Annotated in this window: 21 protein-coding genes; 14 read left to right on the top strand and 7 right to left on the bottom strand. The window is 53.8% G+C overall.

What is annotated here, in order from left to right; translation table 11 throughout:
- Nucleotides 1-2 precede the first annotated feature (2 nt).
- Nucleotides 3-944, top strand: a complete 942-nt coding sequence (locus tag BLR09_RS04455; protein ID WP_093198349.1) for a bifunctional riboflavin kinase/FAD synthetase — start codon at nucleotides 3-5, stop codon at nucleotides 942-944.
- On the opposite strand, the gene BLR09_RS04460 is transcribed toward BLR09_RS04455, so the two are convergent.
- Nucleotides 925-1,293 (bottom strand): hypothetical protein, encoded by a 369-nt coding sequence (locus BLR09_RS04460; protein WP_093198351.1) that lies wholly within the window; start codon nucleotides 1,291-1,293, stop codon nucleotides 925-927. The two genes, BLR09_RS04455 and BLR09_RS04460, sit on opposite strands and share 20 nt — an antisense overlap.
- A gap of 225 nt (nucleotides 1,294-1,518) precedes the next feature.
- Here BLR09_RS04460 and BLR09_RS04465 point away from each other — a divergent pair, with 225 nt between their 5' ends.
- Nucleotides 1,519-3,120 carry a hypothetical protein gene (locus tag BLR09_RS04465; RefSeq protein ID WP_143011020.1) on the top strand — a complete coding sequence of 534 codons (1,602 nt, stop codon included), beginning with the start codon at nucleotides 1,519-1,521 and terminating at the stop codon, nucleotides 3,118-3,120.
- Between the two features lie 50 nt (nucleotides 3,121-3,170).
- On the opposite strand, the gene pheA is transcribed toward BLR09_RS04465, so the two are convergent.
- From pheA to BLR09_RS04495, 6 genes are all read right to left on the bottom strand, one after another.
- Nucleotides 3,171-4,247, bottom strand: a complete 1,077-nt coding sequence (gene pheA / locus BLR09_RS04470) for a chorismate mutase (protein ID WP_093198357.1) — start codon at nucleotides 4,245-4,247, stop codon at nucleotides 3,171-3,173.
- Nucleotides 4,248-4,259: 12 nt separating this feature from the next.
- Nucleotides 4,260-5,213 (bottom strand): glycosyltransferase, encoded by a 954-nt coding sequence (locus BLR09_RS04475; RefSeq protein ID WP_093198359.1) that lies wholly within the window; start codon nucleotides 5,211-5,213, stop codon nucleotides 4,260-4,262.
- A gap of 27 nt (nucleotides 5,214-5,240) precedes the next feature.
- Nucleotides 5,241-5,753: a GNAT family N-acetyltransferase gene (locus tag BLR09_RS04480; RefSeq protein WP_093198363.1), complete on the bottom strand. Its 513-nt coding sequence runs from the start codon at nucleotides 5,751-5,753 to the stop codon at nucleotides 5,241-5,243.
- Nucleotides 5,750-6,487 carry a class I SAM-dependent methyltransferase gene (locus BLR09_RS04485; RefSeq protein WP_093198365.1) on the bottom strand — a complete coding sequence of 246 codons (738 nt, stop codon included), beginning with the start codon at nucleotides 6,485-6,487 and terminating at the stop codon, nucleotides 5,750-5,752. Before BLR09_RS04485 ends, BLR09_RS04480 begins: the two co-directional genes overlap by 4 nt.
- Nucleotides 6,488-6,590: 103 nt before the next feature.
- Nucleotides 6,591-7,397, bottom strand: a complete 807-nt coding sequence (locus BLR09_RS04490; RefSeq protein ID WP_093198368.1) for a phytanoyl-CoA dioxygenase family protein — start codon at nucleotides 7,395-7,397, stop codon at nucleotides 6,591-6,593.
- 345 nt (nucleotides 7,398-7,742) lie between these two features.
- Nucleotides 7,743-9,641 carry a DNA topoisomerase IV subunit B gene (locus BLR09_RS04495; RefSeq protein WP_093198370.1) on the bottom strand — a complete coding sequence of 633 codons (1,899 nt, stop codon included), beginning with the start codon at nucleotides 9,639-9,641 and terminating at the stop codon, nucleotides 7,743-7,745.
- Between the two features lie 282 nt (nucleotides 9,642-9,923).
- On the opposite strand from BLR09_RS04495, the gene BLR09_RS04500 reads away from it, so the two are divergent.
- From BLR09_RS04500 to BLR09_RS04555, 12 genes are all read left to right on the top strand, one after another.
- Nucleotides 9,924-12,338, top strand: a complete 2,415-nt coding sequence (locus BLR09_RS04500; protein ID WP_176785449.1) for a polysaccharide biosynthesis/export family protein — start codon at nucleotides 9,924-9,926, stop codon at nucleotides 12,336-12,338.
- A 41-nt stretch (nucleotides 12,339-12,379) separates the two neighbouring features.
- On the top strand, nucleotides 12,380-13,495 hold the full coding sequence (locus tag BLR09_RS04505; RefSeq protein ID WP_093198376.1) for a hypothetical protein: 1,116 nt from the start codon (nucleotides 12,380-12,382) through the stop codon (nucleotides 13,493-13,495).
- On the top strand, nucleotides 13,495-14,331 hold the full coding sequence (locus tag BLR09_RS04510; protein ID WP_093198379.1) for an ABC transporter permease: 837 nt from the start codon (nucleotides 13,495-13,497) through the stop codon (nucleotides 14,329-14,331). Before BLR09_RS04505 ends, BLR09_RS04510 begins: the two co-directional genes overlap by 1 nt.
- Before the next feature lie 68 nt (nucleotides 14,332-14,399).
- Nucleotides 14,400-15,653, top strand: a complete 1,254-nt coding sequence (locus BLR09_RS04515) for an ABC transporter ATP-binding protein (RefSeq protein WP_093199635.1) — start codon at nucleotides 14,400-14,402, stop codon at nucleotides 15,651-15,653.
- Entirely contained in the window at nucleotides 15,650-16,729 is a 1,080-nt protein-coding gene (locus tag BLR09_RS04520; protein WP_093198381.1) for a DegT/DnrJ/EryC1/StrS family aminotransferase, read from the top strand. The genes BLR09_RS04515 and BLR09_RS04520 overlap by 4 nt, the downstream gene beginning before the upstream one ends.
- A gap of 3 nt (nucleotides 16,730-16,732) precedes the next feature.
- A complete protein-coding gene (locus BLR09_RS04525) occupies nucleotides 16,733-18,787 on the top strand; it encodes an ArnT family glycosyltransferase (protein ID WP_176785450.1) in 2,055 nt (684 codons plus the stop codon).
- Between the two features lie 67 nt (nucleotides 18,788-18,854).
- A complete protein-coding gene (locus BLR09_RS04530; protein WP_093198383.1) occupies nucleotides 18,855-19,553 on the top strand; it encodes a WbqC family protein in 699 nt (232 codons plus the stop codon).
- 136 nt (nucleotides 19,554-19,689) lie between these two features.
- Nucleotides 19,690-20,685, top strand: coding sequence for a glycosyltransferase family 2 protein (locus tag BLR09_RS04535; protein ID WP_245689866.1), 996 nt, complete (start codon nucleotides 19,690-19,692; stop codon nucleotides 20,683-20,685).
- 3 nt (nucleotides 20,686-20,688) lie between these two features.
- Nucleotides 20,689-21,792 (top strand): glycosyltransferase, encoded by a 1,104-nt coding sequence (locus BLR09_RS04540; protein ID WP_093198385.1) that lies wholly within the window; start codon nucleotides 20,689-20,691, stop codon nucleotides 21,790-21,792.
- Nucleotides 21,793-21,883: 91 nt separating this feature from the next.
- Nucleotides 21,884-23,017: a glycosyltransferase family 4 protein gene (locus BLR09_RS04545; RefSeq protein WP_093198388.1), complete on the top strand. Its 1,134-nt coding sequence runs from the start codon at nucleotides 21,884-21,886 to the stop codon at nucleotides 23,015-23,017.
- A gap of 15 nt (nucleotides 23,018-23,032) precedes the next feature.
- Nucleotides 23,033-24,025 carry a glycosyl transferase gene (locus BLR09_RS04550; RefSeq protein ID WP_093198390.1) on the top strand — a complete coding sequence of 331 codons (993 nt, stop codon included), beginning with the start codon at nucleotides 23,033-23,035 and terminating at the stop codon, nucleotides 24,023-24,025.
- Nucleotides 24,026-24,031: 6 nt separating this feature from the next.
- Nucleotides 24,032-25,084, top strand: a complete 1,053-nt coding sequence (locus BLR09_RS04555) for a glycosyltransferase family 9 protein (protein ID WP_093198394.1) — start codon at nucleotides 24,032-24,034, stop codon at nucleotides 25,082-25,084.
- The last annotated feature ends 1 nt before the right edge of the window (nucleotide 25,085 follow it).

Consider the following 25,085-nt stretch of genomic DNA (forward strand, 5'->3'; position numbering starts at 1 on the left):
CAATGCAAGTACACCACGGACCCGAGTCCTTTCAACGTCTTCCTTACGCCGTCGTTACCAGTGGTACGTTCGACGGCGTTCACCTCGGACACCAGAAAATCCTGTCCCGGCTGATCGAATCGGCGCGGCAGCTCAACGGGCAGTCGGTCGTCATCACGTTCTGGCCGCACCCGAGAATGGTGGTTTCGACGGATAGTTCCGATCTTAAACTGTTGAGTACGCTCGACGAAAAGATTGAATTGCTGGCCGACAGCGGTATCGACCACCTGCTGGTCATTCCGTTCAACCGGAATTTTTCCCTGCTGACGTCCGACGAGTTTATCCGGCAAATCCTCCTCGAAACAATCGGTACAAAACGCCTTGTCATCGGCTATGATCACCGTTTCGGGCGAAACCGGGAAGGCGGCTTCGACTACCTCCACGCACATGCGCACGAGTACGGGTTTGAAGTGGAAGAAATTCCGCGTCAGGACGTCGAACACCTGGCGGTAAGCTCGACGCGCATCCGGCAGTCTCTGCTCAGCGGCGACGTCCGGACGGCTTCTGCCTTTCTCGGCCGGAACTATACCCTCAGCGGTACCGTCGTCAAGGGCCGGCAACTGGGTCGGCAGCTTGGCTATCCGACGGCCAATCTTGAGCTTCCGGAGTCGTATAAACTGGTTCCGGCAGACGGCGTCTATGCCGTTCGGGTAAAGTGGCGGAAAGACTGGTACGGAGGCATGCTCAGCATCGGCACGAATCCGACCGTCGAAGGGACGATCCGGACTATCGAAGTCAATATCTTCGACTTTGATACGGAGATTTATGGCGAAAAACTGACGCTGGAATTCGTCGCCTGGCTACGGGGTCAGGTGAAGTTCGACGGGCTTGAACCGCTTATCGCCCAGATCGGGCAGGATAAAGTGGATTCGCTGGAGGTACTGGCTACCAACCCTCCCAAATAACATCTCCCCGCGTCGCATTTTTCTTTTCCTCAAAAGGGAAAGTAGCACCCTTGCAGCTCAGAACAGCCCAGGGGCAAACCGAACACGAGTTCAGCGGAGAATCAAGCAGGATAACATTTTCTGTTTTATGCTTTCCCAGACTGACCGAGGTGATCATCGCCGGTACCGTCGCGCCCGGCGTGTAATACTTCTTTTCCGAAATAATAGTCTTGAGCCATTGTAACTGCTTCTCGTTGCAGTCGCAGTGACTCATTGCCTTCCGAAGATAGGCGGGCGAGTCGCCGTCATTTTTCCGGCAACTACTGCCTACCATCAACAGACCGATCAGGAGTAGGGAAAGGTGTTTCATCTCTTTTTTCGATCAGGACACGAAACCGCCGTATTCTGTTGGAAATCAAGGCAATATTCGTTTTTAAAAATGAAGATTTTCGGGGAAGACGTACAATAATCCGAAGTATTTTCTACCCATGTCAAAATATTAGTACGATTTTCTTCGATCGTTTCCGGAGAATTGGGAAATTAAGGGTTGATTCATATCATCACCCTCACTATAACGCCCGGAAGTCGTATTGGTATGACCTTTATCTCTCTCCACGCCAGGACGCTCATGAGTGTACTGCTGGTTGTGGTTTCCCTGTATCTCTGGTTCCGCTACCGGAAAGATGATCGTGCAGGAACAGGCCTGGTACTCGCCCTGCTCGGGCTTACTTTTTTTCTTCGCTGGTATTGGATGGATGACCTCGAGGGAAACGTGGATACCAGCACCTGGCTGGCCAGTACGCTTTCCGTACGCCACTACCCCGACTCGTTCTGGAAGCTTCTCAATTACTCCGATTCCCGGCCTCTTACGGTATTTCCGCTCTGGGCGGCTACCTGGTTCGGGGTCGACGCAGGCTATCGTACAGCAGAGTGCGTGGGCGTGATCTGCTGGCTGGGAACCTTGTTTTTTACCTATCGGGCACTGACACTTTATGTTTCAAATTCGCTCGCGGTATTGCTTACCTGGGTACTTTGCCTGTTTATCGGAACGACCTGGAACAACGAGCATACCGCCTATAACTCGGAGCATTTCAGTATTTTCCTGATTGCCGTCGCGACCTATGCTTATTTGTCGTTTGAGAAAAAAGGACGTACAACAGCGCTGAAAGCCTTCGGAACGGGTTTCCTGCTCGGCAGCCTTCTCTTTGCGAAATTTCAGAATGTACCGATGGGTCTGGTAGTCGCGGGTTTCATGATGACTTCCCTGTACCGGAAAAAAGACTTCCGCAGCTTAGCGTTTCTTGTTTCAGGCGGGATATTGCCTACGATCATCGTCAATATCATTTTCTGGTCGCACGGCAAGCTCGACGAGTTCTGGGTAAACTATGTCTGGCACTACATACTTTACTCCTATACGACTGAATTTCAGCCGCTTTCGGTAGGCGAACGCTTCAATCCGATCCGGGCCGGGCGCTTTCTGCTCAGCGCTGTCCAATCCCGCGCAATTCTTTCGGCACTTTTGCTGGTATTGACGGGTGGCGTCGCCTATGCTGCTTTTTCCGCACCGCAAGGCTCCTTTGTGCGCACTATCCGGCTCTTTACCCTCCTGCTGCTGGCCGCGAGTATGTACGCGATTATTCAGGCCGGAAACCCGTTCCATCACTATGCGCTCTATATCTTCCACCCGTTGATTCTGGCGGCGGGCGCCTGGCTGACTGCGCCGCGGTCCCGGGCGGTACCCCTGCTGGGCGGGGCTTTGCTGCTGGCTGCCGTTGGTCAGGGTGTGTGGAATCTTAATACGACGCCTGCGCCTGTCATTTCCAATTATCCCCAAAGCGAAAAACAGATTATCCAAACCATTCTGAACAACTCGACGGAACAGGATAGGCTCGTCGTATGGGGATGGGTAGACCGCTGGCACCAGTATACCGTGCGGCCGTGCGGCTACCGACTCGCCCATACTCACCTCATGTACATGAAATCGGATCTCTTCAGCCGGCGGATGGCCAATTTCCTGGAAGACATGGAGGCAAACAAGCCGGCGATATTCGTTGACGCTGCCATCGATCGCTATTCTGTCATCGAAGGCCTCGAAAAACCCCACGATACCTTCCCCGAAGTAAAAAGCTATATCGACCGGCATTACCAGCCCCTGGCGATAATCGACAGTGTAAGAATTTACCGGCGTATCCGGTAGCAACAAAAAAAGAGCCTGTTACGGCTCTTTTTTGTTTGCAGAAACAGCTCCTAGTCAACCAGGCGGACATAGCTGCCCAGCCACTTGATTTCTGACTTGAGTTGCTTGAAAATCTTCTGAATCTTGTCGTCCTGCACGTGCCCTTCAAATTCCATCAGGAACCAGAACCCGAAGCGATCCCCCTGCCGGCTGGGATGGCTCGCCAGCTTGGTCAGGTTGATGTCATACAGTTCAAATTCCCGGAGGCAGCGGGACAGCGTTCCGGGCTTATCAGAGTCGGGAAACTGGACGATAACGGTGGTTTTGTCGTTACCCGACGGCTGCGTTTCAAAATCCTTTGCCAGGATGAGAAAACGTGTCCGGTTTACGTCCGAGTCCTGAATATTATCGAACAGCACCGGCACACCGAAAATCTTTCCCGCAATAGCGGAGCAGATCGCAGCCGATTGCGGGTCTTCCGAAGCCAGTTTGGCAGCTTTGGACGTCGATTCTACCGGTATGATTTCGACAGGATGCGCGTGGAAGTAGTCGTCCAGAAAGCGCTTGCACTGCCGGAAGCCGATATCCTTGGAATAGATCCGCTGGATGTCGGACAGTTTTTCCCGCTGGGTGACAAACGCGAAGTGAATGGGCGTTACGATCTCCGCCGCGATGCGGATGTTCTTTTCGTTGAGGTTATCGACGGTCTCGAAAACGAGGCCTTCCCGGTTGTTTTCAATCGGGACAACGCCGAATTTGGCGCGTCCCGTTTCGACGGACTCAAAAACGGACCGGATCGTCGGCAGGGCATCGTACTCACTCATCGCGCCAAACCGGGACTCTGCCGCCTGATGGGTAAAACTACCTTCGGGGCCAAGATACGCCACGCGTTCAGGCAGTTCGATATTCCGGGCAACCGCAAAGATTTCCTGAAAAATGGCTTCGATTGCCTCGTTTTTCAGGAGGCCTTCGGACTGACCGGAAAGGCGGTCGATGATGGATTTTTCGCGCTCCGGCCGGTAAATAAGGGCCTGAGAGGAGCGCTTTAACTCTCCTACCAGCTGCACCACTTCCATCCGCGCATTGAGCAGGGACAGTAGCTGGTTGTCGATAGAATCGATCCGGTTTCGTAATTCTTCTAACGTCATGAGGAAAAGGGACTACTTCAACCCTCTGAGGCGTCTGGACCAGGCCAGTTGCCCAGGAGTCAGGATTTTCTCTTTGAGAAGTGTCGCCAGCGGACGGCGAAACGCTTCCGGATGGTAATTTACAGCCTTCAGGGTATACTTCAGTCGGGGCCAGAAGCGATTCTCGAAATCAGCGGTATCCGGGAGCAGCCAGTAAAACTCGGCCATCGTCCGTTTGAACCGGTCAGTATACGCGTAACCGGTCTCCCGGTCGAGATGCTCATACATGTTGATCCGGTTGAAGAGGAAATGAGCCTCCCACCGGTGGTCAGTATTGCTTTGCCCGCCGGCGTGTTTCCGGTAGACTGACATGACTTCGTTGATATAACCGACAGGGCCGCGCTGAGCCAGGAGGATATTCAATGGAATATCACCGCTTTTCGACTGGGAAATCCAGTCCGGCAATTTCGGAAGGAACGTCTTGCGAAGCACGATACTCGCCGTAGCCATGAACCAGGTTTCGCTGTTGCCAATCAGATCGCTGACGGTCACCACTTCCTTCTGGTTGTGGTTGAGCAGGTAAGAAGGAGCGCTTCCATCCTGGTAAATCACTTCGGCATTATGGAAGCACATGGAAAAGTCGGGATGACTATCCATGAATTCCACCTGTTTCTGCAGCTTGAGCGGGTCGGTCCAGTAGTCGTCCCCTTCGCATAGTGCGAGGTACTCACCGCGGCAGGCATCGTAGGTATCGATGAAGTTGTAAATAGCTCCCCGGTTCTTTTCGTGCAGCAACAGCCGGATTTTGTCCGGAAACCGCTGCTGATAAGACCGGAGTACTTCCTGGGTATTGTCTTTGGACGCATCGTCCCCCACTACAATCTCGAAATCGAAGGTCGTCTGCTGGGCCAGAAAGCTATCCAGCGCCTGCCCGATAAACGGCCCGTGGTTATAGGTAATGCAATAAACGCTCAGCTTTGGCTTCATAATAAAAATCAGAAATGAGCGCCGGGATCAGGGATGCCGGTACTCATGGCGCAACAGGCTCATGCCGAGCAAATCGGTAAACTGTCCGTCTTTGAATACGGCCTGACGGAGCAGTCCTTCCCGCTGAAAACCAAAAGATTCGTACAGACGGATCGCACGCTCGTTACCGGGCAGTACGGTCAGGTAGATACGATTCAGGTTCAGGTCCTGAAAAGCGTGTTCCAGGATACGCCGGGTAGCCAGTGTACCGGCTCCTTTCGACTGCCGGTCCTTCTCCCCGATCATAATACTGTACTCCGCCTGCTGGTTTACCCGGTCAATCTGGGTGAGCTGAACTGTTCCGATCAGCGTATCGGTATCCACGATGGCCAGCCGTACGGCCTGATCCCGGTGCTGGAGGTAATACGAAAACCAGTTCCGGTCGACCTCAGGGCCGATAAACCGGAACTGGTTTGTCAGGTAGCGGATAATCTCGGGATCATTCCGCCAGCGGTTGATCGCCGGAACGTCCTCGGCTACAATTTCCCGCAGCCAGATCATTTGTTTTCCGCAACGATGTAGATACTGCTGCAAAGATCCGGGTAGACCATACCCAGCTGGAAGCAGCCTTCCATGTAGGCATCGTCAATAACCCCGAGTTCCAGGGCCTTGTCGAGCTGGAAGTTTGCCAGTCCTTTGAAGAAAATCCCGCCGCGGTGCGCCACTTTCAACCCGGCTTCGAGTACGTCTTTTTCAAACGTATCGAGCGAGTACGTAATCCGGTGACCGTGTTTGACATCCGCCGGCGTCAGGGCTGCGTTGTGCGTCAGGTACCCCATTTTGACCGCGATCTGCCGGGAGCCGGCGTTAGCGTTGGGGACGATGAGGAACAGACGGCCGGTCGGCGTCAGGAAATTCTTCACACGTGCCAGAATTTCCACCGGATTGATCAGGTGTTCGAGCACGTGCATGATAAAGATGGCGTCGTATTTTTCGTCCGTTTCGAACGTCTCGAACAGGCCGTTGATAAACTTCACTTTGTCACCGACGCGGCTGCGGGTGATGGCGAGGAATTCCTCCGCGGCATCCACAACAGTCAGGTCGTCAAAACGCGCCGAGAGAATGCTGGTAAACTCACCATACATACAGCCCAGTTCGAGGGCCTTTCCTTCCCGCATGAACGGCTCGAGCGTGCGCATCATGTAGTGACGCATGCGACGGTCGAACTCGTAGTCGTCGTAGTTGGTGGCGATTTTGTTCAGATTCTCGTATTCGGTCTGAAGCGTTTGATCCATGATCTTGGTTGAATTTGATAAATGGGAAATCCCCTCCCGCAGGCTGTACCAACGGGAAGGGAGTAAGCAGGCATTAGCCTTTGAACCGGCAAGTTAGGCAAAATTAACCTTGGCCGGGCAGGTAAAGACGTTTTTCCGGAACCTGGTACCACTCGTCGAGCGAGGCCGGGATACGGGCGTTATAGCCGAGCAATTGCTTCGCAAGGGGCGAAAATTCGCGGTCATAGCCGAAATGACGCGGATAATCGAACTGCGGCTTGAAAAAGGGCTTGGTAAACATCGGCGTCAGGCCGCGGCGGATGTCATTCGTTTTGTTGACCCCGGCAGCATGCCAGACATTCGAGTTGAAGAGGACGATACTGCCTTTTTTGGCAATGGCCTGCTTGGCATCTTTGAAGAACTCTTCGTCACTCGGCTTCTCCGCATATTTATGAGATCCTCCGAGGAACCAGGTAGCGCCGTTTTCCGCGGTAAAGTCATCGAGCATGACCAGCATGTTGAGCATCAGGTGCAGGTCGCCGCTCCAGGTACGGATGTCGCGGTGAACGTTCCCGACATACGAAAGCTCCGACTTCAGGTTCATCACACCTCCGAACGAGTTCAGGATGTACGGACCGTTATCGAAATACGCCGTCAGGTACTCGTGGAGGGGCATTTCTTCGACAAACTTCAGGAACGGGCCTTCGAAAACCACGAGGTGGTGGGAAGTTCCCTCCGTCCGGTTGACTACGTTATTTTTGATCTGAACCTGACGGCATTTTTCCGTCGCGTCGTCCTGAGCAGCAATCAGTTCCCGGCGGAAATCATCTTCCAGTACTTCGTGGAAAATGACCCATCCCTTCGTATCCATTTCCTCTCTGAATGTATCTAAATCCATCAATTTCGGCCGGGCTTCTAGTGTATGATCCATAACTGACTATTGATTTAAGTTTTCGCAAAGATAGAGGGGATCGGGAAACAGCATACTGCCGTAAAGTCACCGATTGGAAAAATAAATGTCAGTATCGGGGGTGATGGGGGGAGCGAAAGGCTAAGCGTTAAGCTGTAAGCGGTAAGCTATAGGCAGTAGGCGCCGGGACTTAAACGGTACGCTGGAAAAAAGTAAAAGTGACAGGCCGGTAAGTGTTAAGTGATAGACAGTAAGCGTCGGGAGACTGACGGTACGTTGAAAAAACAAAAGCGACAGACCGGAAAACGATCGCTTCGTCAAAAGCGTCCGTCCCGGCCTGTCGCTTAATGCCTATAGCTTATCGCCTTACGCCACTTCCGCTATTTCTTCGGCTTCGTCGCGCTCGACAATCAGGTTATCGATGATGAACTTCTGCCGGTCGGGTGTATTCTTACCCATGTAGTAGCTCAGCAGCTTCGGAATGGCCGATTCCTTCTGGAGGATGACCGGTTCGAGCCGCATATCTTCTCCGATGAACTTGCCAAACTCGTCCGGAGAAATTTCACCAAGGCCTTTGAAACGGGTAATTTCCACTTTTCGGCCGCCGGTCGAAAGCTTCTTAATGGCCGCCTGTTTCTCTTCTTCCGAATAACAGTAGATCGTATCCTCGTGCTTTTTCGGATTCCGGACGCGGAACAGCGGCGTTTCGAGGATGTACAGGTGCCCGTTGCGTACCAGATCCGGGAAAAACTGCAGGAAAAACGTCAGCAGCAGCAGGCGGATGTGCATGCCGTCTACGTCGGCGTCTGTCGCCACCACGATCCGGTTGAAGCGAAGGCCATCCAGCCCGTCCTCGATATCCAGTGCGTGCTGCAGGAGATTAAACTCTTCGTTTTCGTATACAACCTTCTTCGTCAGTCCGAAACTGTTGAGCGGCTTTCCGCGGAGGCTGAATACGGCCTGCGTTTGCACATTACGCGATTTGGTAATGGAACCGGAAGCAGAATCCCCTTCGGTGATAAACAAGGTGGTATCCAGACGGTCTTCCGACTTGGCATCCGGCAGGTGAATGCGGCAGTCGCGCAGCTTCTTGTTGTGAACGCTGGCTTTCTTGGCGCGCTCGTTGGCGAGCTTTTTGATACCGGCAATTTCCTTCCGCTCACGTTCCGACTGCTCAATCCGCTTTTTCATCGCCTCCGCAACCGCCGGATTTTTATGGAGGAAGTTATCGAGCTCGGTTTTCAGAAAGTCGACGACATAGCCGCGGACCGTCGGCGAGCTCGGATCCGGCGCCATATTCACCGAACCCAGTTTTGTTTTGGTCTGGGACTCGAAGACCGGTTCCTGCACCCGCAACGAAATCGCGGCGGAGATACTCGACCGGACGTCTTCCGGCGCGTAGTCCTTTTTGAAAAATTCCCGGCAGGTACGAACCAGCGCTTCCTTGAAAGCGGCGAGGTGGGTACCTCCCATTGTTGTATTCTGCCCGTTGACGAAGGAATAGTACTCTTCCCCGTACTGGTTGCCATGCGTCATCGCGATTTCGATATCCGGCCCCTTGAGGTGGATAATCGGGTAGCGGACCGACTCGGCGTCGGTCTGGCGCTCAAGCAGATCCAGCAATCCACGCTGGGCAACATACTTCTGACCGTTGAACTGGAGCGTCAGTCCGGCGTTCAGGTAGGCGTAATTCCAGATTTGCTTTTCGAGGTACTGGGGGATGAAATGATAATTCTTGAAAACGGTATTGTCCGGTTCGAAGATGACAATTGTGCCGTTCCGTTCTTTTGTTTCGAGCGTACCTTCCGACTCGGCGACGAGCTCTCCGCGGTTGAACTCGGCCCATTTGGCCTGTCCGTCGCGCACGGCCTGTACCCGGAAATAGCTGGAAAGTGCGTTGACCGCCTTGGTACCGACGCCGTTGAGCCCGACCGATTTCTGAAACGCGCCGGAGTCGTATTTACCGCCGGTATTGATCTTCGAGACGACGTCCACCACTTTCCCGAGGGGGATGCCCCGGCCATAATCGCGGACTTCGACACGGTGTTCGGCGATCTTTACTTCGATCACTTTTCCAAATCCCATCACGTGCTCGTCGATACAGTTGTCGATAACCTCTTTGACGAGGACGTATATACCATCATCAGCCGAAGATCCGTCTCCGAGCTTCCCGATGTACATCCCCGGACGAAGCCGGATATGTTCTTTCCAGTCAAGCGATCGGATGCTGTCTTCGGTGTATTCAACTAACTTTTGTTCGGCCATGAGTCAATTTGTAAGCGGGTCCTTTCGTTCTTCAAAAATAGGATTTGTTCAATTTTAATCACACTCCCAACTCCATTTTAGGCAAATGTTAATTCTGCAAGCGGTATCCGGAAATTCTAATTTAGTGCTTTACTTTGTGCGCTAATCGAGCTTGGATATACTTACTCCGATCCTTAAAACTAGCTTTCGACTGTGTTTGATATTGTTCAGCCCTTCCGGAAAAAACTCAATTTTCACCTAAAAAGAATCGAAATGCTGCTTCCCGTTCGGTCCAGTGACCTGATGAAATCTTTTCTTTTTGAGCGAGCGTCCCGAATCTCTTTCCATTCTGTCATTCTTTTTGTGCTGCTGCTGATGGCCGGTCAGGCCCGGTCGCAGGTCATTCCCAATTTCCCGCAGCAGAATACGACCATTCCGCAGACGCAGGCGCCGGTGCCGGGTAATACGACGATCACCGATCAGTCGAAAAACCGCAACGTAGTGGTAGACGATCCGCGGGCGAAGGCCCGTCAGGACTCTGTCCGCCTGCTTCGCATTCAGGAAGAAGATCCCGAAAAAGCGGTTAAAAAACTGAAAATTTTCGGTGCTGACATCTTCACCAATAAAAGCCTTGATTTCGTTCCGGTTACCAACATCCCGACGCCGAAAGGATATATTCTCGGCGCAGGGGATCAATTGATTCTCAACCTGTACGGAACGCAGTTTAAAGACGTCAGCATTACGCAGAAAATTACCCCCGAAGGTACAATTCTGATTCCGCAGGTCGGACCGGTATTCCTGTCTGGCATGACGATCGAGGCGGCTACCGAACGCCTTTACGGCAAACTGGCGAATATTTACCCGCTTGGCCGGGGCATGGACCTCAGCGTCCGCATCGGGGATATCCGCAGTATCCGGATCAACTTCGTCGGCGAAGTAGTCAACCCGGGAACGTTTACCCTGCCTTCGCTCGCGACGGTAATGAATGCGCTTTATTTCTCCGGCGGCCCGACGGAATCCGGTTCCTTCCGGATGATCAACCTCATCCGCCGGAATAAGTTCGGCCAGGACTCTGTCATTCGCCGGATCGACCTCTATCAATACCTCACCAAAGGTCTGCGTATCAACGATATCAGCCTGCGGGACGACGATGTTATTCAGATTCCTCCCTACAAATCCCGCATCGAACTCGTTGCCGGAACCAAGAAAACCGGCTATTTCGAACTCCTCCCGGGTGAGAACCTGGGCAACCTGCTCGACTATGCCGGCGGTTTCGTGGAAGATGCCTACCGCAATGTTATTACAGTTCAGCGGATTACGTCCAACGGCCGCAAGTTCCTTGATGTAGCGGATTCGGAAGTACGGAAGTTTGAAGTCATCAACGGCGACCGTGTCGGTATCAACAAGGTGCCCGAGCGTGAACTCAATATGGTGACGATTTCCGGGAGCGTATACATGCCGGGAGCTTACCCGCTGGATCGGAATCCGACGGTCAAAGACCTCGTCAAGCGTGCGGAAGGTCCGACTCGCGAGGCCTTCCTCGGCCGCGCTTCGCTGTACCGTCAGAAGGATGATATGACGGAAGAGCTGATCTCTGTCAACCTCGGCCGCATTCTCGAAGGCAAGGATACCAACGTGGTTCTCAAGCCACTTGACCGCCTGGAAATTCTGAATGTAACCAAACTCCGGGAAGGGCTGATCGTCCGCATTCTCGGGGAGGTCAATAACGTACAGGCCGATACCAACAAAGGTTACTTCCCCTGGTTCGAAGGGATGACCGTGGAAGACCTGATCATCAAAGCCGGTAACCTGCGTGCGGCGGCGTCTCCGAATCACATCGAAGTAGTCCGCCCGAAACACCTGCTGTCTGACGACCCGAAAGATGTCAACTCGACCCTCGGCGAACGGTACAACTTTGGCATCAGCCGGGATCTGCGCCTGACAGAAGACGCGTCCCAGTTCAAGCTTCAGCCGTTTGACATCGTGTACGTCCGGACTTCTCCGAACTTCGAGGAAAACCAGTCGGTGAAAGTCGAAGGGGAAGTACTCCGTCGCGGAGAATACAGCCTCATCGACCGCGATGAACGTATTTCAGACCTGGTGAAGCGCGCCGGCGGCCTGACGCTGTACGCGTATGTGGATGGCGCCAGCCTGATCCGCCGCAGCAAGCTCTCCAAAACGGAGATTGACCAGCAGCAGCGTACGCTCAATGAGATTTCGGGCAACAACCGCAAGGCTGCCGTGAATGCCGATGTCATTACGAAAGACAAGGAAGAAGCGATTGGTATCGATCTGGCCAAGATTCTTTCGAAGCCCCATACGGAAATCGACCTGGTACTTCAGGACGGCGACCTGCTCAGCATTCCGAAGCACAACCCGACGATCAAAATCGAAGGAGAAGTACAGTTACCGACGACTACCCGGTTTACCCGCGGCGTAGGTCTCGGAGAGTACATCTCGCGGGCGGGCGGCTTTACGTCACGAAGTGTGAAGAAGCGAACCTATGTGGTATACGCCAACGGATTTGCGAAGAAGACAAAGCACTTCCTGTTCTTCAATTCCTATCCCGAAGTGAGACCGGGTTCGCGGATCGTGGTTCCGACCCGTACCGTAGCCGATATTACGTCGGCCCAGATCATCGGCAGTATCGCGCAGGTGGGTGCTGCTCTCGGTGGCCTTGTCAGTATCGTCGCTCTGCTTCGCACCTTCAACAATTGATCTACTGACCCGCGCAACGGGTCACGCAATCGCATAAAGAAATGGTATCCGAAAATCCCAAACCGGTCTTAACTCCCAACGGTGAGATTGCCACGCAGGAAGCGGCTCCACCGTTTGATCCCAGAAAAGTCATTCAGTCGATCAAGGGGGTATTTAAAATCCTGATCCGCTACTGGTGGCTGCTCGTTGTACTCGGTGTACTTGGCGGCTTCCTTGGCTGGCTATATGATCAAGTAAATGCGACGCCCGATCAGTACCAGGCGAAAATTGTTTTCAATCTGGAAAGTGGCGGCGGGATGTCGAATGAAATGAGTACGCTCGCCAGTGCCTTCGGGATGGGTGGCGCTGCGACCAGTGCCGACATGTTCTCCGGCCCGAACTTCCTGGCGCTGTTCCGTTCGAAGAAAATCGGGAACCGCGTCATGATGACCCCGATCACCTGGAACGGCCGCACGGATCTCCTTGCTAATTTTTACAAAAACCGGTCGGGAGCACTTCGTCGGACGAAAAACGAAGAATACCTCGGCAGAAAATTCCGGTTCCCGAATAAGCCGCTGAAAGAGTACTCAACGGTAGAGGTGTCCTACCTGAATATGTTTCGGGATTATGCGGCTGCTGACCTGTCAATTGACAATGTAGATAAGAAGTCGAGCTTCATGGAACTGAAGACCAAGACGGATTCCGACACGCTGTCAAAAATTCTGGTGGAAACCTGGCTACAGAAAATGACGGAATTTTACCGGGAAGCAAGGAATCAGAAAACGATGGAACTGCTGACGCTGTATGTCAACAGGCGGGACTCCGTTCTGACGAAACTGTCGGGTGCGGAACGTAAGCTGGCAGCTTCCCAGGATATGAGCCAATATGTCGTAATGCCCTCCGGACGCGTTTCCGAGCAGCGGCTCCTCCAGAATACCAACTACCTTCAGGGACTTTACATGGATGCGATCCGGAACATCGACGCACTCCGTACGTCTCTTATCAAGGATAGCCCGCTGGTGACGATCATTGACGAACCCACCTACCCCATTGACTCCGTTCCGTATCCGTATGGACGGGCGATGAAGATCGGAATCGGGCTGGGTATCATTCTGGCCTTAATTTCCATGTTCCTGATCAATACGTATCAGAACATGATGAAAAAACTGAAAGCGTAATGCAGGAAACGATTATTGAAAACGGCCGGTCTCAAAAGACCTACTGGTCAGAACTGCTGAAGTCATCCGAGCTGTTCTGGATTCTGGCCAAGCGGGATATTACGGTACGGTACAAGCAGACGGTCCTGGGTGTGGTATGGAGTATTGTCCGCCCGGTCCTGACGACTGCCGTCCTCTTTTTTGCCTTCGGAAAAGTAGCCAAACTGGAATTCGAACCGGGTGTTCCTTCCAAGCTGGCGATTTTCGCCGGGGTCTTGTTATGGAATTTCTTTGCCAATTCACTGGCTCAGGTCAGCAGCAGTATTGTTGCAAACTCCAACCTGGTTTCGAAGGTATACTTTCCGCGGCTGATCCTCCCGACCAGCTCGGTGATGGTTGGCTTCGTGGATTTTCTGGTAGGGTGCAGCCTCTTTCTCCCGCTTTACGGCTGGTACTTCTACAAGATCGGATTCCATCCCTCATGGCAGTTGCTCTTTACGCCGGTATTTCTGCTGCTGGCCTATCTGGCAGCATTTTCCTTCGGGCTGATTCTGGCTGTTATGAACGTCAAATACCGTGACTTTTCCCAGCTGACGCCGTTTATCATTCAGTTTGGCTTTTATGCCTGCCCGGTTGGGTACTCTGTGTTTACGCTTCAGAAAGAATGGTGGTACCCGTACTATAACCTGAATCCGGTAGTTGGCCTGATCGACGGATTCCGCTGGTGTCTGCTGGGTGGTTACGCGCCTTTCCGTTGGGAAAGTTTTATTCCCAGTGTTATTATTATTTTGAGTACTGTTGTACTTTCGATTATCTTTTTCCGTAAGCGCGAAAACGGCTTCGTCGATTATATCTGATCCGCCGGAAGCCATCTCCCGGAATGCCGGCAGGCAAATCGCCGGAACTTGAGTTGCGATATTCCATTATGAAATCCATACAGGTAGAAAATATTAGCAAGAAGTACCTGATCGACCACCAGCGCAAGTACGGTGGACCGGCCGGGTTAAAAGAGTCTCTCCTCTCCGGAATCAAGTCTTTTTTCGGATCCGTGAAGGAAGAAAAAGCGGAGAAGGAAGAATTCTGGGCCTTACGGGACGTCAGTTTTGATATCGAACAGGGCGATCGCGTAGGGATCGTCGGACACAATGGCGCCGGGAAATCCACACTGCTGAAAATCCTGAGCCGCATTACCGAACCCACCGAAGGGCGGGTGACCGTACGGGGCCGGATTTCGAGTCTGCTGGAAGTCGGTACCGGTTTCCACCCCGAGCTTACCGGCCGGGAGAACATCTTCCTCAACGGTTCGATCCTGGGCATGAAGCAGGCGGAAATCCGGAAACACTTCGATGAAATCGTGGAGTTTGCCGGTATCGAGAAATTTCTAGATACGCCTGTCAAGCGCTACTCTTCCGGGATGTATGTGCGCCTCGGCTTTGCCATCTCGGCGCACCTTGAACCCGACATCATGATCATTGACGAGGTACTTGCCGTCGGCGATGCCGAATTCCAGCGCAAGTGTCTCGGAAAGATGAAAGACGTATCCGACTCCGGCCGGACGATCCTCTTCGTCAGCCATAACCTGACGGCAGTGCAGAGCCTTTGTAACAAGGCCGTTTTCATGCACCGCGGCCAGATGATCGAAATGGGCGAAACGGGTAACGTGATTGCGGACTACATGTCCAAAATCAATAAAACGAGCCTGTGCCGCGAATGGGACACCCCGGAAAGTGCACCCGGTACCGACCTGGTCCGTATCCGGAAAGTGGAGCTCGTACCCGATCTCGCGCCGGGACAGAAACGCATTGATGTGCGGACGCCGGTCCGGATCCGTTTCGAATTCTGGAACTATGTCGACAAAGCGAAGCTGAACCTCAGCCTGCATTTTAATTCGATGACCGGAGAGACGATTTTCAACCTCGCCTCCCCTCAGCTCGATGCCGTACCCGGCCTGATTTCCGGAGAAGCCGTCCTGCCCGGCAACTTCCTCAATGACGGCACGTACACGATCACGATGATGATCGTCAAGGACGCATCCAGCGTGCTGTACCACCTCCAGGAGTCTATTATCTTCGAGATCGAAGACTACCGCGGAGAAATTGCCTGGTATGGCAAGTGGCCGGGTTCGGTTCGTCCCCATTTCCCCTTCACCATCGAACAGGCAGAGGAGGTTAACGCATGAGCAAAATTTTCGTCACCAAGTCCTACCTTCCTCCTCAAGAAGAATATATCGAGTACCTCAACGGCATCTGGGAACGTCATCACCTGACCAACCAGGGCCCGCTGGTGACCGAGCTGGAAGCCAAACTCAAGTCATACCTCGGCCTCGAACAACTGCATTTCTGTTCGAACGGAACGGTTGTTCTGCAACTGGCTCTTCGTGCCCTGGGTATTGACGGAGAAGTCATTACGACGCCGTTTTCCTATTGTGCGACCTCGCACGTCATTGTCTGGGAAAAGGCGACTCCGGTCTTTGCCGATATTCTTCCCGATACCCTCTGCATTGATCCCGACGCGATCGAAGCGGCCATTACCCCGCGTACGCAGGCGATCCTGGCTACTCACGTCTATGGTATTCCCTGTGATGTTGACCGGATCGAGGCCATCGCGCGCAAGCATGGCCTTCACGTCATTTACGACGCAGCCCATACCTTCGGTGTGAAACTGAACGGCCGTTCTCTGCTGAGTTTCGGAGACGTGGCGACCTGCAGCTTCCATGCGACCAAGGTTTTCCATACCGTCGAAGGAGGTATGATCACCACGCCCAATGCGGAGCTGGCCGCTCAGATCAAGCTGTACCGCAGTTTCGGGCATACCAACGACGATTACTACGACATCGGTATCAACGCGAAAAATTCGGAGTTTCACGCGGCCATGGGCCTGTGTAACCTTCCGAAAGTAGGCGAGATCATTGCCGACCGGAAGTTTGTGACGGAGTTGTATGACGCGCATCTCAACTGGGATAAAATCCGGCAGCCGGTCATTCCGGCGTCTGTTGAACGGAATTACGCCTATTACCCGGTCTTCTTTGACTCTGAGGAAACGCTCCTCCGTGTCCGTGAAGCCCTCAACGCGGAGGAAATCTACCCCCGCCGCTATTTTTTCCCCTCTTTGAATACGTTGAGCTTCCTCCGGGTGAACAAGGCCTGCCCTGTTTCGGAGGATATGGCGCTCCGGGTATTATCCCTGCCGCTGTATCCTGACCTGCCGGAAGCGGATGTCCTCCGGATAGCCTCTATTATCAACCGTAATCTCTGAGACATGTGGGATTGGTTTTACCGCCTCCTCTTTCTGATGTTTGTCGGCTTCTGTTTCCGGATCGCCACGCAAATCGCCAGAAAGTCGCTTGTTGATGTCATCCTGACAGCCTTTACCCTTTTCGCCGGAAGCGTCATCGTTTCCGGATTTATCCTGTCATACCTGCATAAAACGGCGGATGTCCGTTTCTGGGCCGGTTTTGTCTTCGTTCCGGCGTTTTCGTTTTACCTGCTTTTTTCGAAGATTTTTATCCGGGAGTATGAGTCCTTCTCGGTTATCAGCCTGATCGGCAGTACGTTGCAGCGTACCTGGGACTGGTTCAAATCCCTCTCGGTGTACCTGAAGATCCTGTTCGGAAGCCTGATGATTACGTTTGCGATCACGACAGCTACGAACATTGCCCTGGTACTCTTTACGGTTCCGAATGAATGGGACAGCATGACCGGCCACCTGGTCCGGCTGCTGTATTTCATGCAAAACGGGACAATGGCGCCGTTTTACGGTACCAACTGGAACATCGATACCTATCCCCGGAGCGTGTGCGGTATTCAGATTTACAGCTACCTGATTACGGGGAAACTTGAAAATGCCTTCAAGCTCATCAATTACCTGAGCTACCTGGTCGGCGTTTTGTCGGCGTATGGGATCGCACGGTCGCTCAACACCAGCAAAGCCGCCGCCACGTTCTGTGCGCTGGTTTTCGGTCTGCTGCCGAATGTACTTCTGCAATCCACCACGACCGATACCGATATTGTCCTGATGGGCTATACCAGTTGCCTGGTGTATTTCCTGTTTTCCTATCACCAGACGCTCCGTCGCCGGTACCTTTACCTGGCCGGGCTGATGGTTGGCATTGCGCTGGGGCATAAGATTACCATTGTCCTGCAGTTCCCGTCGCTCTTCCTGATCGGGGTGTATGTATTTGCATTTGAGCTGCCGAACGTCCGGCTGTCCCTGCTGCGTTTCAAGCACTTCTTTCTGGCGACGGTACTCGGTATCATTCTTTTCGCTCTGCCCTCGGGCTATATCTCGAACGTGCAGCGGTACCACCACCCGATCGGACCGCCGACGGCCACGCGCCATCAGTCTGTTGAGCGCGCCGGAGGTATCACAAGCCCTAATCTTTACGAACAGGGTACGCGGAATTTGCTGCGGTACGGGTTTGACTTTCTGTCGTTCGACGGGCTGAATAATATTCCCGGCCTGACCGAGCGTCCCAATTATTGGATTAAGGCGCCGTTTATCTGGCTCGAAGAGAAAGCACATGCCCGCCTGCGCGAGGAAACGGACTTTACGATTCGTCCGTTCCGCTGGGAGCGTGAGTTCATCTTTGCAAACGGACTGCCTTATTGGGGCGTATTCGGGTTTGCCCTGATGTGGCCGCTGGTCTTTCTGGTGCTGTTCGGGGTGATCCGGTCCAAGCCGCATTTGTTCCTCGCCGGCGCTGCGCTGCTGCATGCCGCCGCGTTGGCCTATTCCGCGCCCTATGACCCGTTCAAAGGCAGGTATTTTATCAGCACGAGTATCTATGTAGTTCCGTTCCTGGTGTTGTTGTTTGACCGGAAGTATTCGCTTTCGGGAGATGGCAGCCGGTTGCTCAAGGCGTATGTACTTCCTGTCGCATTGCTGGGTTGTATCTCGGCGATTTTGTCGGTGTACCTCAACGAGCGGGCGCTCCCGATTCCGTATAAAGGCCTCCCTTCGGCCTTCGAAGCGGGCCGGATCGAGCGCATGACCTATGCCCGGGAAGACATGACGAAGGCTTACGAGAATTTCGAAAAGCTGGTTCCCGAGCATGCTACCGTAGCGCTGGCAGATATCAACGACGATTACGAATATCCCCTCTTTGGCAAAAACCTGACGCGGAAGCTGATTCCGGTCAATCCGTTTGAGCGGGGCCTGCAACCGATTCCCAAAGAAGCAGACTACCTCTTCTTTGCGGCCAGTGTCGTGAAACCCCGGCCGGGTGATATCCGCCTCGGAACCGATACCACAACGGCCACCCGTGCGAAAATGATCGTTCCTGCGGAAGACTACTGGCTCCGCAAGCTGAAATAAGACCAGGTCCCGGCTGAACCGGGACCTTTTTTCCAACCAATGCCTCCCGGGCGCTTAACGGATTCCCATGAAACTTGCCATCATGCAACCCTATCTGTTTCCGTACATCGGCTATTTTCAGTTGCTGAAGACGGTCGACAAATTCGTCCTGTATGATGATGTCGCGTTCATCAACCGGGGATGGATCAACCGGAACAAGGTGCTGGTCAACGGTAAGGAACAGCTCTTTACCATTCCCCTCCGGGAAGCGAGTCAAAACAAGAAAATCCTCGAAATCGACATCGACGATACGCAGAAATGGCGGGACAAGCTCCTGAAGACCCTTCAGCAGAGCTATAAAAAAGCACCGCAGTATGCAGCCGTCTACCCGGTCATCGAAGAGATTCTCCAAACACCTGCTACCCGGATTACCGACCTGATAGCAGTGAGCATCACCCTGCTGGCCAACTACCTCTCTATTTCGACCGAAATTGTTCCCAGCTCCACCATCTACGCCAATCAGCACCTCAAAGGCCCGGAGCGTATCCTGGATATCTGTCTTCAGGAAGGAGCACAGGAATACATCAACCCCATCGGCGGGATGGAGCTGTATGATCGGGCGGCGTTTGCGGAAAAGGATATTATTCTTCACTTCATCCGTTCCCGGAAAGAAGAATATCCCCAGTTCGGAGGGGAGTTTGTTCCCTGGCTGAGCATCGTTGACGTACTGATGTTCAACACCCCCGAACAGGTTCATACCCTGCTGGAAGCGTTCGATCTGGAATAACCGGAACCTAACATTATTTTTATTTCGGCGCTAGTTTTTCCATATTTCCGGGAAAATCGGCCCGGAAAGCCTTTGTTTTGTTTGGCAGTGACGACCGGAAGAACCGCGTGCCGCGTACTTTCGCCGTGTTTTGAAGATGCCCCTTGTGATCGACGTTTCCATCCTGATTATCAACTATAAATGCCCTGATCTGACGATCGCGGCCATCCGCTCGGTTCGGGAATGGACCCGCCGGGTTTCGTATGAGGTTATTGTCGTCGACAACGAATCTCAGGACGACAGCCGCGAGCGTGTGCTGGCGGCAGAGCCGGCTATTACCTGGATCGACATGGGCTATAACGCCGGCTTTGCCCGGGCCAACAACCGGGCCATCCGGGAAGCCTCCGGCCGGTATTACCTGCTGCTCAACGCCGATACCCTGCTATGCTCCGACGTAATCGATGAGAGCGTCCGGCGCATGGACGCCGAGCCGGAGCTGACTGCTTCTGCCCCGCTTCAATTGCATGAAGACGGAACCCGGCACCCTTTTTACCGGAGCTTTGCCGAGTTTCGCCGGGTCTTTTACATTGTCCCGATCCGGTTCCAGGGATTCGTTGAAAAATGCCTGCCCGCTACACAGTACGCCGATCCCCGGCAGCACGACTGGCTCGTCGGCGCGTTCATGCTCGTACGCCGGGAGGCCGCTGAGAAAGCGGGCCTGCTCGATGAGAGCTTTTTTATGTACGGGGAAGACGTGGAGTGGTCGTACCGGCTCGGAAAGACCGGCAAGCTCGTCTATTTCGAAGACCTTGGTTTTATACACCTGACAAACGACTCGCCCTTCCGCCGGAAGGATGTTTCCTACGTCAACCGCTTCAATACCCAGATGCAGGTATCGAACCTGCTCTGGCTCAGGAAACAGTACGGCCGCGGTGCTTACCTGGTGGTGATGCTCAACTACCTGATCCTCGCGCCCGTATTTCTGGGATGGAAAATGACGGTGAACCTGCTGAAGGGGAAATCACCCTTCCGGGACCTGGACAACCAGCTCCGGTTTGCCCGGAGGGTCCGGGTGCTGTTGCACTATTTCTGGCCGACATGGACCAACAAACCCGGTTTCTATCGTATCAAACCGGAAGAAAACATTGCCTGATTTATGCCGAAATCCCGCATATTGATCATAACGCCCTATGCCGGCCGGACCGGTTCTGAAATGATGATCGGATACCTCCTGCAGCAGTTCAGCCGGGAGCGGTTTGACATCGCCCTGTGTGCGCTCCGCGATGGGGAACTACTGCGCGACCTGCCGGCCGACGTGCCCGCGTTCGTCGCCCCGCACCGCTTTACCCTCTGGCAGAAAGTCATGAACAAAGCGGGCAAGAATCCCATTCTGCGCTACCTACGGCAGGTTCAAAAGACTTTTCAGGCCGATATCTGGTATTTCAATACCCTGGTACCGTCGTTCCTCCTGCCGCTGGCGAAGGAGCTCGGCGTTCGGATTGTTACCCATTTTCATGAATTGCCGATGGAGTATGTCGCGCTCAGGCGACAGGCCTTTGCCGATACCCTGCAGCAGAGTGATCTGATTATCGGCTGTTCGGAAATTGTATGCCGGCGGATAGCGGAAGCCGGCGGACAGCGTATCCGCCTGTGTCATTCCCTGATCGACCTGTCCCGTATCGAGGTAAAGGAGGACCGCGCCGCCGTACTGCGCCGGCAATGGGAAATAGCGGGCGACGAATTTCTCTGGATCATGTCCGGACAAACGACGTACCGCAAAGGATTTGACCTCCTGCCCGAATTTGCCGAACGCCTGCGGGGCTCCCGGGCGCGCATTCTCTGGCTGGGACAGGTACTCGACGACGGCCTCGTCGAATATACCCTTGAACGCCTGCGCCGGACGGAAGGTATCCGCGTCGATGTCGCCGGCGCGCAGCGGGAAGATTACTATACCTATCTGTCGATGGCCGATGGTTTTCTGCTTACCTCGCGGGAGGATCCGTTTCCGCTGGTGATGATCGAGGCGGCCGCGCTGGGAAAACCGATCGTGTCGTTTTCGTCGGGCGGGGTGGCCGAGTTTCTGACAGAAGGGATGGGGGCTGCGGTAGACTCCTGGAACGTCCGCGACGTGGTCGCCATGATGCGGCAGTACATGGAGCAGTTGCGCGTATCCGACCCTGAAAAGTCCCGGAAACGGGCGCAGGAATTTGACGTCGAACGGATCATCCCCCGGTGGGAAGAGATCATGCTGGAAGTCTGAACGTTTCGGGAAAGGATGCCGCTTTCTCGCAAACAGTCGTATTTTTGCCGCTTCCTAAACTCAATTTTTCCATCAGGTAGTTTTATTCGTTATGAAGAAAATTCTGTTCATCAGTCACGACGCCAACCGGGCAGGTGCACAGATTCTTTTACTCCGATTCCTGAAAAAACTGAAACATCTTCCTGATTATCAGTTTAAAATTCTGCTGAAACACGGAGGAGGCCTGATACGGGAGTTTGAAAAACTGGCGCCGGTGTATCACTGGTCCCATTCCTATAACCGGCGGCGCGTCTCGCGCCTGCTCAACCGGGAAAGCTACCAGGACTATGTCTTGCGGGAAATCCGGAACGAGGGATATGACCTTGTTGTCTCCAATACGGTTACCAACGGCGAGCTTTTGTCACAGATCAAACCGCTGGTAAACTGCCCCATTATTACCTACGCGCACGAAATGCCGATGGGGATCGCGATGTATACCGACCCTTCGTCGTTTAATCAGACGCTACGGCACTCCGATTACTACTGGGCCTGCTCCGATGCGCAGCGAACCGTTTACATCGACCGCTTCGGGATCAACCCGGAGGCAATCTCGGTATTGCCTTCACTGATGCCGGAAGGCGCATGGCAGATCCGTACTGAGGAGTCGACCGTAAAGCAAATCCGGCAGCTGCTTGAAATCCCGGACCATGCCCGCGTCGTCGGATCTGTGGGTACGCTCGACTGGCGGAAAGGTATTGACGTTTTTGTGCAACTGGCCCGGCTTTCGGACCCGGATACCCATTTTGTTTGGGTTGGCGGGCACGAAACCCAGGTAGAGTATCACATGATGACGGAAGATCTCCGTCGCCTGGAACTCCTCCACCGGGTACACCTCGTGCCGCATTCCGACCGGCCATACGATTACATGGCGGCGTTTGATGTTTTTGCGATGACCTCCCGGGAAGAACCCTACCCCCTGGTGGTACTCGAAGCGGCGATGCTGGGCAAGCCCATCGTTTGCTTTGCGGCTTCGGGCGGGGCGCCGGATTTTGTGGAATCAGATGCGGGGTTTGTCTGCGACTACCTCGACGCCGCTTCCATGAGTACTTTTTTGTCTCAGTTATTGAAAAATGAATCGCTCCGGGTATCGATGGGACTCGCTGCGCGGGAGAAAGTGATCACCCGGCACGACGACGACCGGGCCATGCGGGCGTTTGTGCAATTACTGGAGCAGCATTTATCCTGACCAATCCCTGACGATTTGAAAACCTTAGCCTTCACCCTTTGCTCGATCAACTACCTGGCTCAGGCCCGGACACTCGGAGAGTCGCTTCAGGCGACGAACCCGGATATCCGTTATGTAGTAGGTTTGGTAGACAAGCTGGAGGGTGTACAGTTTGAAGGAGACAAGGCGCCTCCCTTTGAATTACTGGAACTGCACCGGATCCCCGTTTTCAACCGGGCCTGGATGGAGAAAGAATACGATATTACGGAGTTCAATACGGCGGTCAAGCCGTTTTTCTTTCAGTACTTTTTCCAACAATATCCTGATTATCAGAATTTTATTTACTTCGATCCGGATATCATAGTCTTCACAAAACTAACACACCTGCTGAAGACGCTGGATCAGAGCAATATTGTCCTGACGCCGCATACTCTTAGCCCTTATCCGGATACCTGCCTCCCCAACGAGTGCGATCTGCTGAATTCCGGGACCTTTAACCTGGGCTTTGTAGCCGTCCGGAAAAATGCGGAAACGGAGCGGTTTATCGCGTGGTGGATGGAGAAACTGGCTTTTCAAAGTTTCAACGACATCTGTCACGGATTGTTTACGGATCAAAAGTGGATCAACTACGTTCCGCATTACTTCGACGGAGTACATATCCTGCGGCACCGGGGCTACAACGTTGCCTACTGGAACCTGCACGAGCGGCAATTCACCCGCCGGGAGGATACCTGGTACATCAACGGAACGGATCCCCTGCAGTTCTTCCATTTCTCCGGATATGCGATCACGGATCCCGATTCCATCTCCCGGTATCAGAACCGGTTTACATTTGAAGACCGGCCGGACGTGCGTCCCCTCTTTGATTACTATGCAGAACGGATGCGGGCCAACTTCAATGATTATTACCGGGGCTTTGCCTGCGCATATGTCAAACCGCATAAGGTCATCCGCCTGTTGCGGGTACGGAAGGCTCTTCGTATGCCGTTCGAGAAGCTGCAATCCTGGCTCGATCCCTATTCCCACTAGAAACCGATGCAAAAGACAATCGCTCTCTGGCAACACCGGTATCGGAAGTACTCGGAAATAGCACGCACCTGGCTGGCGTGGGGGAAGGCTTGTGCATCCGTTCGCTGGCATTCCTTCCGGACCGGCAAACCGGCCGTTGGCATACTCCTGGCCGAGCACCTGGGCGATATCGTCTCGTGCGAGCCGCTGGCGCGTCAGGTCCGGGCACTGCACCCGGATGCGCTGATTTACTGGATTGTACGCAAGCCGTTTCGGGAGCTGGTGGAATACAATCCAGACGTCGACCGTATTCTCGAAGAACCGAACGTTCTTTTTTCCATTCTGCTGCTGAAGCGGTCGCCATTCCGGAAAATCTACAACCTGCACCTGTCCAACCGGGTATACGAGCCGCTGAAGAAACGACTTGTCAATCCCCATGCCGACGCGCAGAACCTGACGATTTTCAATTACCTCAACGACCGCAGGCTGGCAGAGGTGTTCGCAGACGCGGCAGGACTGACCCGCCCCGACCGGTCACTCGCTCCGCACCTGCACCTGCCCGACCGGGTACGGCAGCAGATCGACGGCCTTCGCCTCCCGCAACGGTTTGTCGTCCTCCATACCTATTCCAATCAACCCGTAAAAGACTGGAAAACAGCCTACTGGAATGAGCTGGCAGAATCCCTGATGCGAACCTATGGTCCCGTTGTGGAAGTAGGCCTCAAAGCGCAGGTAACGAGTACTTCTCCGTCGTTTATCGACCTCTGCGGGAAACTCAGTATTCTGGAAACTGCCGAGGTAATCCGGCGGGCCAGCTTTTTCATCGGGGTAGACAGCGGACCGGCGCACCTGGCCAATGCCGTCGGCACCTACGGATTTATCCTGATAGGCCGGCTTGGCTCTTTTGAAGACTATAACCTGTACACCGGGGGATACGGCGACGGCAGCAACGGCCGTCTCATTCGCGCTGCTTCCGGGCAGCCTGCCAGCGACCTTCGCTACGAGCAGGTATGGCAACCCGTTGACGAGTACCTCATCGGCCGGAGAATGACCGAAGCGATGAGCCGAAAACCCATTTGAT

This window comes from Siphonobacter aquaeclarae (assembly GCF_900103285.1).
GTDB lineage: Bacteria > Bacteroidota > Bacteroidia > Cytophagales > Spirosomataceae > Siphonobacter > Siphonobacter aquaeclarae.

Bases quoted from the DNA above. Each gene is read 5' to 3' on its own strand.
- BLR09_RS04455 (WP_093198349.1), top strand. From the start codon at position 3: ATGCAAGTACACCACGGACCCGAGTCCTTTCAACGTCTTCCTTACGCC.
- BLR09_RS04460 (WP_093198351.1), bottom strand. From the start codon at position 1,293: ATGAAACACCTTTCCCTACTCCTGATCGGTCTGTTGATGGTAGGCAGT.
- BLR09_RS04465 (WP_143011020.1), top strand. From the start codon at position 1,519: ATGACCTTTATCTCTCTCCACGCCAGGACGCTCATGAGTGTACTGCTG.
- pheA (WP_093198357.1), bottom strand. From the start codon at position 4,247: ATGACGTTAGAAGAATTACGAAACCGGATCGATTCTATCGACAACCAG.
- BLR09_RS04475 (WP_093198359.1), bottom strand. From the start codon at position 5,213: ATGAAGCCAAAGCTGAGCGTTTATTGCATTACCTATAACCACGGGCCG.
- BLR09_RS04480 (WP_093198363.1), bottom strand. From the start codon at position 5,753: ATGATCTGGCTGCGGGAAATTGTAGCCGAGGACGTTCCGGCGATCAAC.
- BLR09_RS04485 (WP_093198365.1), bottom strand. From the start codon at position 6,487: ATGGATCAAACGCTTCAGACCGAATACGAGAATCTGAACAAAATCGCC.
- BLR09_RS04490 (WP_093198368.1), bottom strand. From the start codon at position 7,397: ATGGATCATACACTAGAAGCCCGGCCGAAATTGATGGATTTAGATACA.
- BLR09_RS04495 (WP_093198370.1), bottom strand. From the start codon at position 9,641: ATGGCCGAACAAAAGTTAGTTGAATACACCGAAGACAGCATCCGATCG.
- BLR09_RS04500 (WP_176785449.1), top strand. From the start codon at position 9,924: ATGAAATCTTTTCTTTTTGAGCGAGCGTCCCGAATCTCTTTCCATTCT.
- BLR09_RS04505 (WP_093198376.1), top strand. From the start codon at position 12,380: ATGGTATCCGAAAATCCCAAACCGGTCTTAACTCCCAACGGTGAGATT.
- BLR09_RS04510 (WP_093198379.1), top strand. From the start codon at position 13,495: ATGCAGGAAACGATTATTGAAAACGGCCGGTCTCAAAAGACCTACTGG.
- BLR09_RS04515 (WP_093199635.1), top strand. From the start codon at position 14,400: ATGAAATCCATACAGGTAGAAAATATTAGCAAGAAGTACCTGATCGAC.
- BLR09_RS04520 (WP_093198381.1), top strand. From the start codon at position 15,650: ATGAGCAAAATTTTCGTCACCAAGTCCTACCTTCCTCCTCAAGAAGAA.
- BLR09_RS04525 (WP_176785450.1), top strand. From the start codon at position 16,733: ATGTGGGATTGGTTTTACCGCCTCCTCTTTCTGATGTTTGTCGGCTTC.
- BLR09_RS04530 (WP_093198383.1), top strand. From the start codon at position 18,855: ATGAAACTTGCCATCATGCAACCCTATCTGTTTCCGTACATCGGCTAT.
- BLR09_RS04535 (WP_245689866.1), top strand. From the start codon at position 19,690: ATGCCCCTTGTGATCGACGTTTCCATCCTGATTATCAACTATAAATGC.
- BLR09_RS04540 (WP_093198385.1), top strand. From the start codon at position 20,689: ATGCCGAAATCCCGCATATTGATCATAACGCCCTATGCCGGCCGGACC.
- BLR09_RS04545 (WP_093198388.1), top strand. From the start codon at position 21,884: ATGAAGAAAATTCTGTTCATCAGTCACGACGCCAACCGGGCAGGTGCA.
- BLR09_RS04555 (WP_093198394.1), top strand. From the start codon at position 24,032: ATGCAAAAGACAATCGCTCTCTGGCAACACCGGTATCGGAAGTACTCG.